Annotated in this window: 13 protein-coding genes; 8 read left to right on the top strand and 5 right to left on the bottom strand. The window is 63.4% G+C overall.

Annotation, left to right across the window (positions count from 1 at the left end; all coding sequences use genetic code 11):
* Positions 1-188 precede the first annotated feature (188 nt).
* Positions 189-1379, top strand: a complete 1191-nt coding sequence (locus AB0B96_RS05195; protein WP_362896680.1) for a hypothetical protein — start codon at positions 189-191, stop codon at positions 1377-1379.
* 673 nt (positions 1380-2052) lie between these two features.
* Positions 2053-2499 carry a hypothetical protein gene (locus tag AB0B96_RS05190; RefSeq protein WP_362896678.1) on the top strand — a complete coding sequence of 149 codons (447 nt, stop codon included), beginning with the start codon at positions 2053-2055 and terminating at the stop codon, positions 2497-2499.
* 180 nt (positions 2500-2679) lie between these two features.
* On the opposite strand, the gene AB0B96_RS05185 is transcribed toward AB0B96_RS05190, so the two are convergent.
* Positions 2680-3054: a hypothetical protein gene (locus tag AB0B96_RS05185; RefSeq protein ID WP_362896676.1), complete on the bottom strand. Its 375-nt coding sequence runs from the start codon at positions 3052-3054 to the stop codon at positions 2680-2682.
* 900 nt (positions 3055-3954) lie between these two features.
* Between AB0B96_RS05185 and AB0B96_RS05180 the strand changes: the two genes are divergently transcribed.
* Positions 3955-4623 (top strand): GNAT family N-acetyltransferase, encoded by a 669-nt coding sequence (locus tag AB0B96_RS05180; protein WP_362896674.1) that lies wholly within the window; start codon positions 3955-3957, stop codon positions 4621-4623.
* A gap of 353 nt (positions 4624-4976) precedes the next feature.
* Positions 4977-5519 (top strand): GrpB family protein, encoded by a 543-nt coding sequence (locus AB0B96_RS05175; RefSeq protein ID WP_362896672.1) that lies wholly within the window; start codon positions 4977-4979, stop codon positions 5517-5519.
* Between the two features lie 248 nt (positions 5520-5767).
* On the opposite strand, the gene AB0B96_RS05170 is transcribed toward AB0B96_RS05175, so the two are convergent.
* Positions 5768-6346: a hypothetical protein gene (locus tag AB0B96_RS05170; protein ID WP_362896670.1), complete on the bottom strand. Its 579-nt coding sequence runs from the start codon at positions 6344-6346 to the stop codon at positions 5768-5770.
* A 222-nt stretch (positions 6347-6568) separates the two neighbouring features.
* On the opposite strand from AB0B96_RS05170, the gene AB0B96_RS05165 reads away from it, so the two are divergent.
* The 4 genes from AB0B96_RS05165 (at position 6569) to AB0B96_RS05150 (ending at position 9828) form a co-directional block, all read left to right on the top strand.
* Positions 6569-6871 carry a hypothetical protein gene (locus AB0B96_RS05165; RefSeq protein WP_362896668.1) on the top strand — a complete coding sequence of 101 codons (303 nt, stop codon included), beginning with the start codon at positions 6569-6571 and terminating at the stop codon, positions 6869-6871.
* Between the two features lie 53 nt (positions 6872-6924).
* Entirely contained in the window at positions 6925-7719 is a 795-nt protein-coding gene (locus tag AB0B96_RS05160; protein ID WP_362896666.1) for an HAD family hydrolase, read from the top strand.
* Between the two features lie 598 nt (positions 7720-8317).
* The gene (locus AB0B96_RS05155) at positions 8318-8680 is read left to right on the top strand and encodes a hypothetical protein (RefSeq protein WP_362896664.1); all 363 of its coding nucleotides are present in this window, start codon (positions 8318-8320) and stop codon (positions 8678-8680) included.
* A gap of 518 nt (positions 8681-9198) precedes the next feature.
* Positions 9199-9828, top strand: coding sequence for a pyridoxamine 5'-phosphate oxidase family protein (locus AB0B96_RS05150; protein WP_362896662.1), 630 nt, complete (start codon positions 9199-9201; stop codon positions 9826-9828).
* Between the two features lie 103 nt (positions 9829-9931).
* Here AB0B96_RS05150 and AB0B96_RS05145 read toward each other — a convergent pair whose 3' ends face one another.
* The 3 genes from AB0B96_RS05145 to AB0B96_RS05135 form a co-directional block, all read right to left on the bottom strand.
* Positions 9932-11371 carry a serine hydrolase domain-containing protein gene (locus tag AB0B96_RS05145; RefSeq protein WP_362896660.1) on the bottom strand — a complete coding sequence of 480 codons (1440 nt, stop codon included), beginning with the start codon at positions 11369-11371 and terminating at the stop codon, positions 9932-9934.
* 78 nt (positions 11372-11449) lie between these two features.
* Complete coding sequence (locus AB0B96_RS05140; RefSeq protein ID WP_350942834.1) at positions 11450-12112, bottom strand: response regulator transcription factor; 663 nt, start codon at positions 12110-12112, stop codon at positions 11450-11452.
* Between the two features lie 28 nt (positions 12113-12140).
* Positions 12141-13340 (bottom strand): histidine kinase, encoded by a 1200-nt coding sequence (locus AB0B96_RS05135; protein ID WP_362896658.1) that lies wholly within the window; start codon positions 13338-13340, stop codon positions 12141-12143.
* Between the last annotated feature and the right edge of the window lie 143 nt (positions 13341-13483).

Raw genomic sequence — 13483 nt, 5'->3', positions numbered from 1 at the left:
TTGCTCTTCCGTCCCCGATCCGCTGCCGCTACGCGGTGGGTCGAGGCAGATGGGAGATCAGGTCAGGGAACTTGCACAAGTTGATGACGAGACGTGCCACTTTGCGCGATCATGTTCCGATGGATTGGTTTGGATTCTCATCCTCACTCATACGGAATTTTATGTCAATCTAATTAAAGCGGTGAATAGTGAACGAAAAATTTGATAAAGAAGATGCTCCTCCACCCTACGCTTCGTTGCAGGCCGGATTAACTGGTAGGGATATTTTCAACGCTATAAGTAAGTCTGGATATCCATTTCAGGCGGAAGTGGCGGATGTGCTACGAACAGCTCTCTCTGAATTTGATAAGCGGCCTACCATTCAAGAAGAGTGGGCTTACGTAGACTCCGATTCAGGGCAGACTCGTTCTATCGATGTGCTCGCGGAAGCTTCTATCCTGGACTCTGAGTTCGAAACTCAGTACAAAGGTCCAATATCCCCATACGTGAGCCTGCTGATCGAGTGCAAGCAAAGTGAAACGCCATACATATTCTTCTTGCGTGGAGACTATCCAACCCGCTCTTTTTCATTCCCGGAGATTGCAGGCCTCAAGAACACAGACGTACAAATTTATGGTTTTCCGCCGGGCATTGAGAACGATGCGCCGTGGTTGATGAGTATACATGACCTAATTGGATGCCACCATCTACCTTTCTTTAATACCCCTACCTTATTTGCGGTATCTTTCGCCAAATCTTCTTGGCGCAAAGGCGGAAATCTTGAGCTCTCTGGAGAAGAGGCGTACCGCGGCCTAACGCTACCCTTAATAAAGGCGAGCGAGCATTTTCGAGGCGCATCTTCACCTGCCGCAGATCAGGATGCATTCACTTTGCGATTCATCGTGCCCTTGGCAGTTATAAGGGCGCCCATGATTGGTGCTTATCTGCACAATGGTAAGCACGTATTGATGGGTATTCCTTGGGTTCGCTGCTGCCGAACAGATCCTTGGCCAGACAAAACTGGTAGTGGACCATTTTTAGCCGAGGACAGCAACCTTCATTATTTCGACGTGGTACATGAAAGCTTCTTGTCGGAATATTTGAATATTTTGATGCGAGACATGAGATCCGCATCCGAAAATATCATTAAAAATAGTGAAGTAATCGCGGCTGGATACGGTGTCCACGTGCCAAATGATTCTAGCGACGCGAGGATCGCTTCCTTGCCTGAAGATATCTTATCTGCATATAATTTGAGCGCTGACCCTATTGGTAGAATCAGCGCCGTATCACCTCCTCTCGAATTTGAACTTTCCCCCGATGTAGAAAAACTTGCGGATGGCGACTTGATGTGGGTGTTTGGAGACCGCATAGTTACTCCATTTAGCGAACCAGAATAGCTTGTCGTCATTAGTGTATTTCAATATCATCTCCGCCTTTAGATTAAAATGGGATAAAAATCTCTAGTTTTAAATCGGAATATTCCGCTCTTCCCGTACTGATCTATCCGAACGAGTGGAATAGCTCATCGCCGAGAGTTGCGATCGCGAAACATGTTCATTCTCGACATTGGGCTAACTGAAGGTCTATCGGTTTTGCCGATATAAGATAAATGATTATTGATGTTGAAGGCGGTCACTCGCGAGCTGTGAGATATGCGTGCGATGATCTTCTATGGTTAAGGGCGCATGAGGTTTTTTCGTCCAGGTGGGAGGGCATGTTGCCGCTGGGAACGTAGCTCTCTTGAAAACCGCTAGGCTGCCAGCGGAGACCTCTTGTATCGTATTCGATTGCGCTCAAATGCCAGCGACTATCTGCGACTGATCACTCCTCACGCGTTTTCCAGCCCACAGCCTGCAGCAGCAGACCTGCAGGTCAGAGGTTCATTGGTAGGTCTGTAAGTCCGTTTACCCAAGCGAGCTTGGTCGGGGACGGGTGGACGTGGCATGGTCCTTCATCGCGAGGCAGTGGCTCGACTCAAGTTTTCAGTAGGTGACATTGTCTTCTGCACCTAGAAGACTGTGGTTTCACACACAACAGGTGCGGGCGAAGAGTACGTAATTGGGAGACCGGGTGGATTGGGGAAGCATTCAGCATGACCCGGCGGAGTGTGCCGACCAGGTCGACGCTGCCTTTGATCGAGGCGATCCTCTGGTCGGGGTGGCCGTGATCGGGTTGTCCCTGTGTCATGACGATGCCGAGGTCATCGCTCCCCGGGCTCGCAGAGCCATCGCCTCCGGTGAGAGGCAGCTTCGCTGCCAGGGGTTGACCGCTGTGTCGCACATGGTCCGCCGTACCGGTGAGATCGATGACGTGACGCTGAAGACTCTCCGGCCGCTTCTGCACGACCTGGACCCTGTGGTTCGCGAATATGCGGACAGCATCGTCGCCGATGTGTGGATCTTCGTCCCGCATCCCCGTCTACCGGGTTGGTTGAGCAGGCGACAGAGACTACAGAGCATCAAATGGTGGTTCGTAATGAGGTGGACCGGCATCGGCCTGTACTTCCGCCGGCCTTGAACGGAGGCCACCTGCCGTCGATCTCGCGAAAAGCGCTTTTCAAGATCCGGGACATGTGCGGATCGGCCTCTCCTCTCCAATGAAGATCACCTGATTTACCAGCAGGTCAACGTGCCGCCAGGCCAAGAAGCAGCGTTCCACTTCTAATCCGACGGCCGCGGGCGTCATCGGAAGTGTCTGCTAGGCCGGAAAGTCGGTGTTCCAGGGGTGGGCGAACCGCTCGGGCGCTACACCCCAATCTTGGAGCAGGGCGAGGAGGTTAGCCTCGTCGGTGGCGACGATGCGCTTTAGCTCGTTGCTTCCAATGTCGTAGTCCCAGCCGTCGAGGCGCTCGATGACGTATTCGCAGTGTGTCAGCCGGAAGCTGCGCCTCTCGTCGTTACGTGTCCGGCCTTCTCGTCGGGCGGCATCATCGGCGTCAGTTCGCAATGGGCGGATCTCGACCCATGCCCGATACTGCGGCCGGCCCGCCTCGACTTCGGCGACGAGGGGCCTGCCAAGGCGAAGCGCGCTTAGCTTGTCTGTTGGGAAGACTGCCTCAGCGGGTTGATCCACAGGGTTCAGCGTCTCATGGTGGCGTCCGGGGGACCGTGCAATATATGTGCAATGATCTTGCTGGTGGAGGCGGCCTGACAAGATGGCGCCGCAGGTCAGAAGCATTGAGGCAGCAGGAACGGTCACGGGCTGTAAAACCGTCGGCTCAGCCTACGCAGGTTCAAGTCCTGCACCTGCCACCAGCCAAACTGGCAGCTCAGAGGCCCTCCGGGGCCTCTTTTGCGTTTCCGGGACAGGCAGCCGGAAGCAGTCGCATGTCACCACTCCACGCAATATGCGTACAATGATCTTGACCGTGCTTTCCCCCGGTCGCGCTGGGCTTTCCGGCGGCTCTGCGACGGGTATGGGCCTTTCGACGACCTGCTGAGACGTGACAGGATGTGCCGCATGCTGACTCGAAGGAACCGTGCCGCGTAGGCCGCCCGGCACTCTGCGTTCAGGGTGCCCTCGATCATCCGGCCACACCCCGGCCAGGCAGATACCTGGAATCTCTCGTAAGACCCATGCCGCGATACGACGGCTGGAAGCCGAGCGTCTGTGGCTGGACGCCCTGGCCGACGCCTTGGACCAGTACGCAGGGTTTCTCCGGCACTCTGGCCGATACCTCTACCTCCGTCCGGACGGGTTGCCATGTTGCGACCCCTTAGAAGCCCGTGACCTCCTGGAAGAAGCCCTTCACGCCCTGCCTTCGTTCGCTCGATCTGAGCTCCGGCGAATCGTGGAGCCTCTGGACACGAAGTTCCGCGACCGGACTCTGCCTGATCCAAGGGCAGACGACGGACGCTCGTCGATGTCAGGCACATGGTGGCGACATCGCCTGGCCGAATGGTGATCATGTAACGGCCTACAGTGTGCAGCACAAGCGAAAGGGTCCCGAATGACTTCCGGGACCCTCTTACGTTGAACATCTCAGCCGACCGGCGTGTCACCGATCCGCTGGTTCGCGAGATCCTTTCAGCGCCACAGGCGCAGACGAGTGCAAGGGGCCTGTTCTATGCTCACGGCCCTATGAGCCCCTTGCGCACGCTATCTGCCACGGAGATCCTTTCGGAGCGACTCCTGCTGCGCAGTGTGTTGCACGATGCCGACCGTGAAGGATTCATCGAACTCTCGACCGACTCCGAGGTTCAGGCATACATCGGTGGTCCTCAGCCTCGGAATGACGTCGAGCGGCGCTTCGATGCAGCAATCGCCAACGCGACATCCAGGCCCGGCAACTACGTCATCGCGGACAACACGACGAACCGATTTATCGGGACGTTGATGCTCGCCCACCGGTCGACCGATAGCCCCGGGCGTGTCACCGAGGATGGCGAGGAACTGGAGCTGGGCTATGTACTGCGGCGCAGTGCATGGGGCGCGGGGTTCGCATTCGAGGCCGCAACAGTCGCGTTGCGCGCTGCGGCTGACGAACTCCCCGACCAGCCGGTCTTGCTCGTGACCCAGACCGCGAACAAGCGATCTCTGAAACTCGCCGCCCGTCTTGGCTTCTGCCCCATCAGCACGTTCGAGGAGTTCGGCGCCGAGCAGACCCTCTGCACGGCACCCTTGTCCAGGTTCCGAGTCTGACCACAGCATCCAACACAGCGGCCCAGGAGGCCCAGGAGGCCCAGGGTTTCAGGTACTTCCCAGGCCGTCAGGAGGTGGGTCTGATGCAGGAGTACCGTGCTTCGAACCAGTCGGTGGCGACATCGGTTTTTGTAAAGCGTCCGATCAGCGCCAAGGCCGAGTTGACGCTCTCTTCCGGTGAGGGGCCCCGGTGAGCCAGGGTTCGTTCTTCACCCCGGCTCACCGGGGAGCGTGGCTGATCACCGTGTTTGGTGCGGGCAGTCCAGTAAGGCTCTGTACGAATGAAGGTGGTTGACCGCCGAACTTCCTAGAGGCTGCTCACGGAAACATGTCGTGCCCATTAGGCTCCAACCGTGATAACGGTAGTTGACTACGACCACGCATGGCCGGATCGGTTTGAGGTGCTGCGCAAGGAGTACGCCAAGGCATTAGAAGCCGCCAGCGTGCCTGTGATTTCCATCGAACATGTCGGTAGCACGTCAGTCCCTGGGCTGGCCGCCAAGCCGATCATCGACTGCGACATTGTGGTAGCAGAGCAAGATGTCGAGGCCGCCACGGACGTCCTGATCGGCCTAGGCTTCTCGCCGTTGGGCGATCGGGGAATTCCCCAGCGATGGGCATTCAAGGAACCCGCACGACTTGCCGGGACCAACACCTACGTCATTGTTGATGGGTCGCTGTCGCTCCGCAATCACCTCGCGGTCAGAGACATCCTGCGAACCAACTCGAGACTTCGTGACCAGTACGCCGCGGTGAAGAAGCGCGTTGCCGAGAAGGCTGCCAACATCGACGACTACGGCCGAGGGAAGAACGCGATGGTGCAGGCCATCCTCGCGGAGGCCGGTCTGAGTGACGGTGAACGAGCATCGATAGATAGCAGCCAGGTGCCGTCATGAGATGAGCTCTGAGGTGACGAACGGCTCATCGCGACTACGCACTGCAAGGCGCGCGCCGACCGCCTTAGCACCGCCTGGGTTGCAGTTTGGGTTGCAGTTCACCGCCGTACCAACTCGTTCCAGGAAGGCCATCGAGGGGTGTTGGTCCAGGTGGGACTGTTCGGAATGATCTCAGCCCTTCAGCTTTGGACTTGATCGCATGATCTCTTGGGGGGGGGAGGCACCAACTGCAGTGGTTGCCGAAAGAATCACGTCGGCCCCGAGACGTTCGGACCCGCTTCGCCCTGTGGCTTCCTCATGCGAAGCAGGCGGCTCTGCGCCTCGGTACGGACGCCGTCGTTCTCATCGGAGGTCAACTCCCGCAGTTGCCGGACCAGTTGATCTGCGCCGCTCTCCGTTATCCAGCGGGGATCACAGTCGATTTCCGCCGCCAGTTGATCAGAGGTGTCGAAAGCCTGCGCGCAGGCGAGTGCCGCCAGTACGGCGCGCAGACCACATGCGTCTCCCCGCTGCATGAGGGCTTCCGCCGTCTCCTGGGTGACCCCTGTGTCATCAGGATCCAGCAGAAGGCGGTGAAGGACCTCGGACACCTCGGGTATGTGCGCCGATGCCGCAAGGCGCCGTCCGGCGGCGGCTCTCACCGACCACAGAGGGGAGTTGGCCTCACGAGTGGCCCTGGTGATCGAGTCCAAGAACGGAAGTTCCTGTTCGGGGTCGTCACGCACCTGCTCAACTCTAAGCTCGCGGATGACGGCCGTGCTGTCTGGTCTCCTGAAGCGTCGATAACACCAAGAGCCTGGGCAGAAGGCAATCAAGGGGTCAAGCATCAAGCGAGGCCAGAGCCTCCATCGGACCCGAAGCGATTCATGGCGGTAGGCCAATGGATCAGATCTGGAGATCGGCTTTCCGCTGTGCGATCATCGACGCCATGACGTCGATCAGAAAGGGCCATGCCTCATAGGCGGCCTTCGGAGGTTCGCGCACGAGAATCGGTGTGCGGAACCCACAGAGCTTCGATTCATCAGGTTCCCGGTCTCGGACGTCGCCCCATGGCCGCGGTGATTGCGCTGGATCACACCCGGATGCGGCCCGGAACGGTTGCTGAGGCACTGCTGGCCTGGACGCAGGCAGTCGTTCCCGGCACCGTCGACCGGATCGGACCCCGGTGTATATGTCCCGAGTGCGGAGACGCGCCACGCCAGCGGCTCGAACAGGCACTCATCGCCTTGCCGCGTTGGGCCGAACCGTATCTGTACGCCCTGGTCTTGCCCATCGACAGGCGGTTTTTCGCCCGAACGTCGCCGGACCCGCGCGCCTCGCCCGAGTGGCCGTGGTGGCAGCAACGACGTTGAACATCAGGGACGGTGCATTAATCAGCAGGCGCACGGCCTCGGCGAGGTGGCCGATGGACGCGTACAGCGGTGGAATGCTCGGCGTGGCGGAACTCGGCAACACCAGGACCAGAAGGGGCGACCTCATGCCGATCCAGGGGGTGCTTTTCGACGTGGACGACACCCTGTTCGACTACTCGACCTCGGAAGAAGTAGGCGTGCTCACCCACCTGCGGGCCGAAGGACTGCTTGAGAGGTTCCCCGACTCCACCACGGCGCTCGCGCTCTGGCGGGATGTCATGGAGAGGCAGTACGCCCGCTTTCTGAACGGCGAGCTCACCTTCACCGAACAGCAGCTCGAACGCACCAGGGAATTCCTCTCCCACCTCGGGCAGATCACGCATGCCGGTCTGTCGGACCAGGAGGCCTCCGCGTGGTTCGCCGGATACCAGGCTCACCGCAGGGCCGCCTGGGCGGCGTTCCCCGACGCCGAGCCGGTCCTCAGGAAACTCGCACCCGACTACCGCCTCGGCGTCGTCTCCAACTCATCCGCCGATCACCAGCGTCACAAGCTCGACGTCCTTGGCCTTCTGCCCTACTTCGGCGACACGCTTGTGTGCTCCGAGCAGCACGGCGCGGCCAAGCCCGCGTCGAGCATCTTCGTCGCCGGCTGCGCTTCCCTCGGCCTCCAGCCGCACGAAGTGGCCTACGTCGGTGACAAGTACGCGTTGGACGCGGTGGGAGCCCACGAGGCAGGGCTGCACGCCTACTGGCTCGACCGGGCGAACGTCAGCGCCGGCACGGTCATCGGTAGCGGCATTCGAGTCATCCAGTCCCTCGCCGAACTCCCGGCCGCGCTCACCGGCTGAGCTCTGTCGGCACCATGCCACCCGTGGCGAAACCGGCACCATGCCGCCCATGGTGAAGCGTGGCTCGGCTGGCGGCAGCCGATGGCGATCGACGGGTTCGGGCCGGACCGGGCCCGTACTGGCTGCGTGACCTGGACGACGGGTCCTGGGCTCGAGGTCATCACCAACCCCGTGATCGGCCTGCGCGGATCACAGAAGGACCCGCTGCGCGAGAAGGTGCCGTGGCAGGGCGAGCGGCCCATCCGTGGCTGTGGCGCGGCGTGGCGATCACCGTGGTCTCGTCGGCCTCGGTTTCCCGCCGACTCGCCGGACCTGTTCGAGGATGTGCGGCAGGTGCCGGATCAGTGTCACGCCGACGCCGGAGAGAACCGTCATCGAGACCGAAAAAACGCAAGGGCCATATGGAAAGAAAATTATGAGAACGTAAAAAAGTCTTCCGGGAACGGCCGCGGGATCGAAAGGATATCGACCGCGTACGTTTAGCCGTAAAAATGTGCACGTGGCGATTGAGAAATAAGTTCAGTGCCTGCCTTGACGCCTCTCAGATAGGGGGGTTCATGATGGGAGGGTCAGAGGAACGCGAACCTTGGGAGGAAACGTGCTCAAGGAAGCCTGTGTTGTCGGCGCTCTCGTGGCTGCCGCCCTCGCCCCTTCGATTCCCTCGCAGGCGCAGTCCGGAAGCGTCGGCACCGTCGTCTCGTCCACCAATCACTCCGTCTCGCAGGCCCCGAAATGTAAATGGCTCGACGAGGGAGGGAGGAGGTGCTACTACTGCCGCGACAAGAAAGGCAGTGGATACAAGAAGCAGTACTGTGAGCGAAAGCACGACGAGTCCGAGACGTCGACCGAGGTCGAATGCGTGACCACCAAAGACCCGACCACGACCAGCCCGAACCGCACGTGCAAGACGTGTACGGACGCCAAGACCGGGAAGCGCATTTCCAAGGTGTGCGACAGCTAGCTTCATGAGGTGCTGCTGAATCTCGCCGCGCCCCACCCGCTGTGTGGCGGGTGAACCTGATGACCGTGTCCACCGTCACGAGGACACCGCCGGAGTTTGCCGCCCGTTGCCCATGGCTCCGGAGGAACAAGGAGGTCCCGCCCGATCGAGGTGATCGGACGGGATCTCGTCAACCCTTGAGCACTAAAATCCAGACGTCATCCAGAGGTCATTCTCCACCTGTCGTCGGGAACGGCCTGTAACGTCGTCGGCTCGGCCTGTGTTGATTCAAACCGCACCCGCCACGCAGGTAGAAAGAGCTCCCTCGCCGGTGGAAACGTGGTGAGGAGGCTCTTCTCGTATGTCCGGCCGTTAACGATGCTCTATGACTGATCTTTCCCAATGCGTTTCCATAGGCCTATGCTCCATGAGGGCGTAGGTTCATGGTCCACGGTGTGAACGGCAACGATCCCGACGTTTACCTGCCAGGTCGGTGACCACACGCCCTCCGCGAAGAAACGGATCACCGAAGGGGAATCATGGGGGCCGAGGGCTGGGAATCGATCGAGTCGGCGGACGAGTTGCGGGAGGTGCTTGGCGCACCCAAACCGGCCGCGCTCGCGAAGGAGCGGAGGACCCTGCACGAGCTGGACCGTGCCTGGCTGGCCGCCTCGCCGTTCTGCCTCGTCGCGACCTCGGACGCCGACGGTAACTGCGACGTCTCGCCCAAGGGTGACCCGCCGGGATTCACACTGGTCCTGGACGACTCCACGATTGCGATCCCGGAACGGCCGGGCAATCGCAGGGCGGACGGATTCCACAACATCCTGCGAAACCCGCACGTCGGCCTGATCTACTTCGTCCCCGGCCGCGGCGACACCCTGCGGGTCAACGGCCGGGCGCGCCTGGTGCGCGAGGCCCCCTTCTTCGACCGGATGGTGGTCAAGGGGCACCGGCCGTCGCTCGCGATCGTGGTCGAGATCGAGCAGATCTTCCACCACTGCTCCAAGGCTTTCCTCCGCTCGGAACTGTGGCGCCCGGAGAGCTGGAACCCGCAGGTCGTGCCCTCGCGGGCGCGTATCGCCCAGGCGCTGGAACGACAGGGGGAGCCGATCGAGGAACTGGAGCGTTACTACGGCCCCGCCTACGCGGAGGGGATATATCGCTGAGTGGGCGGGTGGGTCGCGTCCACGTGTACCGCTGAGGGGACGGGCGGGTCGCGTCCGCTGTCCGCAGAGGTGGTGTACGGGTTTCCCCAGGTCGTGCCGGGTGTTATGCGACCTGACCGGCGCGGTGGAAGCACCAGAGGCGGCGGCCGAGCGCGACCGCCCCGAGCACGCAGCAGGTGAGACAGAAGAGCGCCAGCAGTGGCAGCAGCCAGGCGGTGACGATCCAGTAGTGGATGCTGAACGCCCCCCAGATCAGCGTCGGCAGCACCGGGCCCAGCACCGTCACCAGGGCGAGGGGCACGAGCCGCGGGATCAGCCTCGGCCGGCGCGCCGCGCGGCGTCGCGAGGCCCAGCGGCGCGCTCGGACGATCGCGGTGACCAGCAGTGCGGTCATCCCCGCCGTGAGCCCGAGCAGGACCGCGTTCACGACGGTGAGCGGGTTGCTCATCGGCGTTGTCGGCGCCCCGATCCGTTCGGCGAGAAGGTTGGTCGAGAGCAGACCGGGATCGCCGCCGCTGTTGGTGAGGACGATGGCGGCCACACCGGTCTTGGGGGAGAAGACCATGTCCCCGGTCCACGTCGCCAGCGTTCCGCCGTGGCCGATCACCGACGGCGGGGCGTCCGCCGCGAGGGGGCGGGACTGCCAGCCGAGGGCGTAGGCGCCGGCCTTGGGCTGGACGGTGTGCAACTCGGCCAGGGAGCCGGCGCTCAGCAGGTCCGCCCCGAAGGTTCCCTGGTTGAACCGCAGCCACCGCACCATGTCGTCCAGGGTCGAGATCACCCCGCCGTTGCCGACGCAGAACCCCGGCATCTCCGGTGCCGCGACGGCGATCCCGAGAACGACCTCGTACCCGGACGGCAGGTCCTCGGCACGATCGGAACACCCCGAGGTCGAGCCGGTGCCGGTCATGCCCAGCGGCGTGAACAGCTCGCTGCGGAGAAAGGCGTCGAAGGACCTGCCCGACACCACTTCGACGATCCTCGCCGCGATCGAGTAGTTGGTGTTGTGGTACTCCGAGCGGGTGCCCGGATCGGCGGCGAGGGTCTTGTCGGCCAGCCTGGCCACGACCTCCCGCGCGCCGCGCGGAGGCGGGAACACGTACTCGTTGTTCGTGTCGTTCGAGAGCCCCGAGGTGTGGCTGAGGACCTGGCGTACGGTGATCCTGGTGAAGCGCGGATCGGCCATCTCGAAGTCGGGCAGCAGCTTGACGACCGGGTCGTCCAGGGAGACGCGGTCACGGTCGACGAGCAGCATGATCGCCGCAGCCGTCATCGACTTGCTCATCGACGCGATCCGGAAGCGGGTCCGCGCCGTCACCGCGTTGCCGTCCCCGTCCCGGCCGCGGACGATCGTCTCGACCGACGCCCCGTCGATCACGGCCGCCGCGACCCCCGGCGCACCGTAGACGGAGCGGTAGTCGTCGACCAGCCGTTCGCCGACGGCATGGGCCGGTGCCGTCCAGCCGAGCAGCACGGCGACGAGCACACCGCCGAGGACGAGGAGGGCGGTCACCCGAGGAAAGAACAGATGGAGGAGATGCACGACGTCGAACGTAGGCCGGGCGTCACCGGCCGACATCACCCCAAGGGGTGAGACGGCACCACTCGGCAGGATGGAATCTCAGCCGGGCAGATCGCCGCGCCCCACAAGCCCGTTCTCGTACGCGTGGATCACCACGTGCACGCGGTCGCGCAGGTTCAGTTTCTGCAGGACGGCCCGGACGTGCGACTTCACCGTGTTCTCGCTCAGCACCAGTTCCGCGCGGATCTCGTTGTTGGACCTGCCGCGGGCGAGCAGGCCGAAGATCTCGACCTCGCGGGGGGTGAGGCCGTCCAGGGCCGTCGTCCTTCGCGTCGGTACCCGTCGTACGAGATCGAGGATCGTCGCGGCCACTCCCGGGGCCAGCGCCGCCGTCCCGGAGGCGACGTCGCACACGGCCTGGGCCAGGGCCGCGGGCCGGACGTCCTTGGTCAGGTAGCCGCTCGCGCCGGCCCGGATGGCGGCCACGACGAGTTCGTCGTCGTCGAACGTCGTCAGCATGAGCACCCGGGTCGCGGGCGCGATCCTGACGATCTCCGCCGTGGCGGCGACCCCGTCCATGCGCGGCATGCGGATGTCCATCAGCACCACGTCGAGACGGTGCCGCCGGACGACCTCGATCGCGTCGCCGCCGTTCGCGACGTCGTGGGTGACCTCGATGCGTTCGTCGGCCGACAGCACCGTACGGAGCGAGGCCCGCAGCAGCTCCTGGTCGTCGACGAGCATGACTCGGATCCCGGTCACCGGGGCACCGTCTTTCTCGTGGGCACCACTACGGTGCTCGGTGAAGGGACTCGGTGGCGGCCGGGTCATGCCCCTCCTTCGTGGGGAGCCGCGCCCGCAGCACCCAACCGTCGTCCCCGTCGTCGACCGACAGGGTGCCGCCCGCGGTGCGCACACGTTCCTCGATCCCCATCAATCCCGTCCCCTGACCGCCGCCGTCGCGAAGCGCCCTGCCGCCGTCGTCGCGTACCTCCACCATCACCTCGGCCGGGGTCCAGCGCAGGCGGACGGTCACCTCGACCGGCGGTTCGAGGTGGCGCAGCGCGTTGGTGATGCCCTCCTGCACGGTCCGGACCGCCGCGACCTCGGCGCTCAGGCTCAGCGGCCGTCGCTCGCCCACCTCCGCGAACGTCACCGCGTGGAGCGGGCTCGCCGCCGAGGCCACGAGGTCGGGGAGGGCGTCGAGCGAGATCGGGACCTCCCCGGGCCGGGAACCGGCGCGCGGCGCCAAGGTGGCCAGCATCGCCCGCAGACCTTGGTGGGCGTCCCGGCCGGCCTCGGCGATGTCGCCGAGTTCGTGGCGGGTCGCCGGATCCGCCGTCGTCACCGCCGCGGCCTCGATCCGCGCGACCATGACGGTGACCGTGTGGGCGATCACGTCGTGCAGGTCGCGGCGGATGCCGGCCCGTTCGTCCGCGACCGCCGCGGCCAGCCGTTCGCTCTCGGCCCGTTGCCGGGCCTCGTACCTGCGACGCACCAGCAGGGCCGCGAGCCACACGCCGCCGACCACGAGCATCAGCAGGCCACCCTCGACGAGGGGGGTCCACCCGGGGGTGTCAGGGGGCAGCCGGGCCCACGCCACCAGCTCGGTGAGCACGATCCCGAGCGCGGCGACGGCCAACGCGACCGCCGAGGACCTGACCGGGACCAGGCCGGTCAGCCGCCACAACATGAGGGGGAAGCACACGGCCGAGGGCAGCATGCTCGGTGACCAGCCCAGCTGGGGCATCGTCACCAGGACGAGCATCGCCAGCGCGCCGATCGCGTACCCCGCCCACGGCCGTCGATCGGCGACGACCACTCCCGCATGGAGCAGGCCGGCGGCACCCGCCGAGGCGGAGATCTGCCACAGGTCCGCGCCGAGGTGTCGGACGCCCACCAGGATGATCACCGTCAGGAGAGCGACGACCAGGTGCGCCGTCACCGCCACCGGCGTCGGCCACGTGCTCCGGCGCTGGGAGGCTGTCACGGTCGTCGCCTTCCGGTGGGCTCGTGGTGGGGGAGCCGTACCCGGCTCGACGCGCCACAGGATAGCCAGCGGCGGGCAGGACGACTCCGGCCCCCCGCCGCGAACCCACCGACGACGCCCGTTCGATGAGCCGCCTCGCCGAA

This window comes from Streptosporangium sp. NPDC049046, assembly GCF_040649155.1.
Classification (GTDB): Bacteria; Actinomycetota; Actinomycetes; order Streptosporangiales; family Streptosporangiaceae; genus Streptosporangium.
The sequence above is the reverse complement of the archived record's forward strand: the minus strand, read 5'-3'. Positions and strand labels throughout refer to the sequence as shown.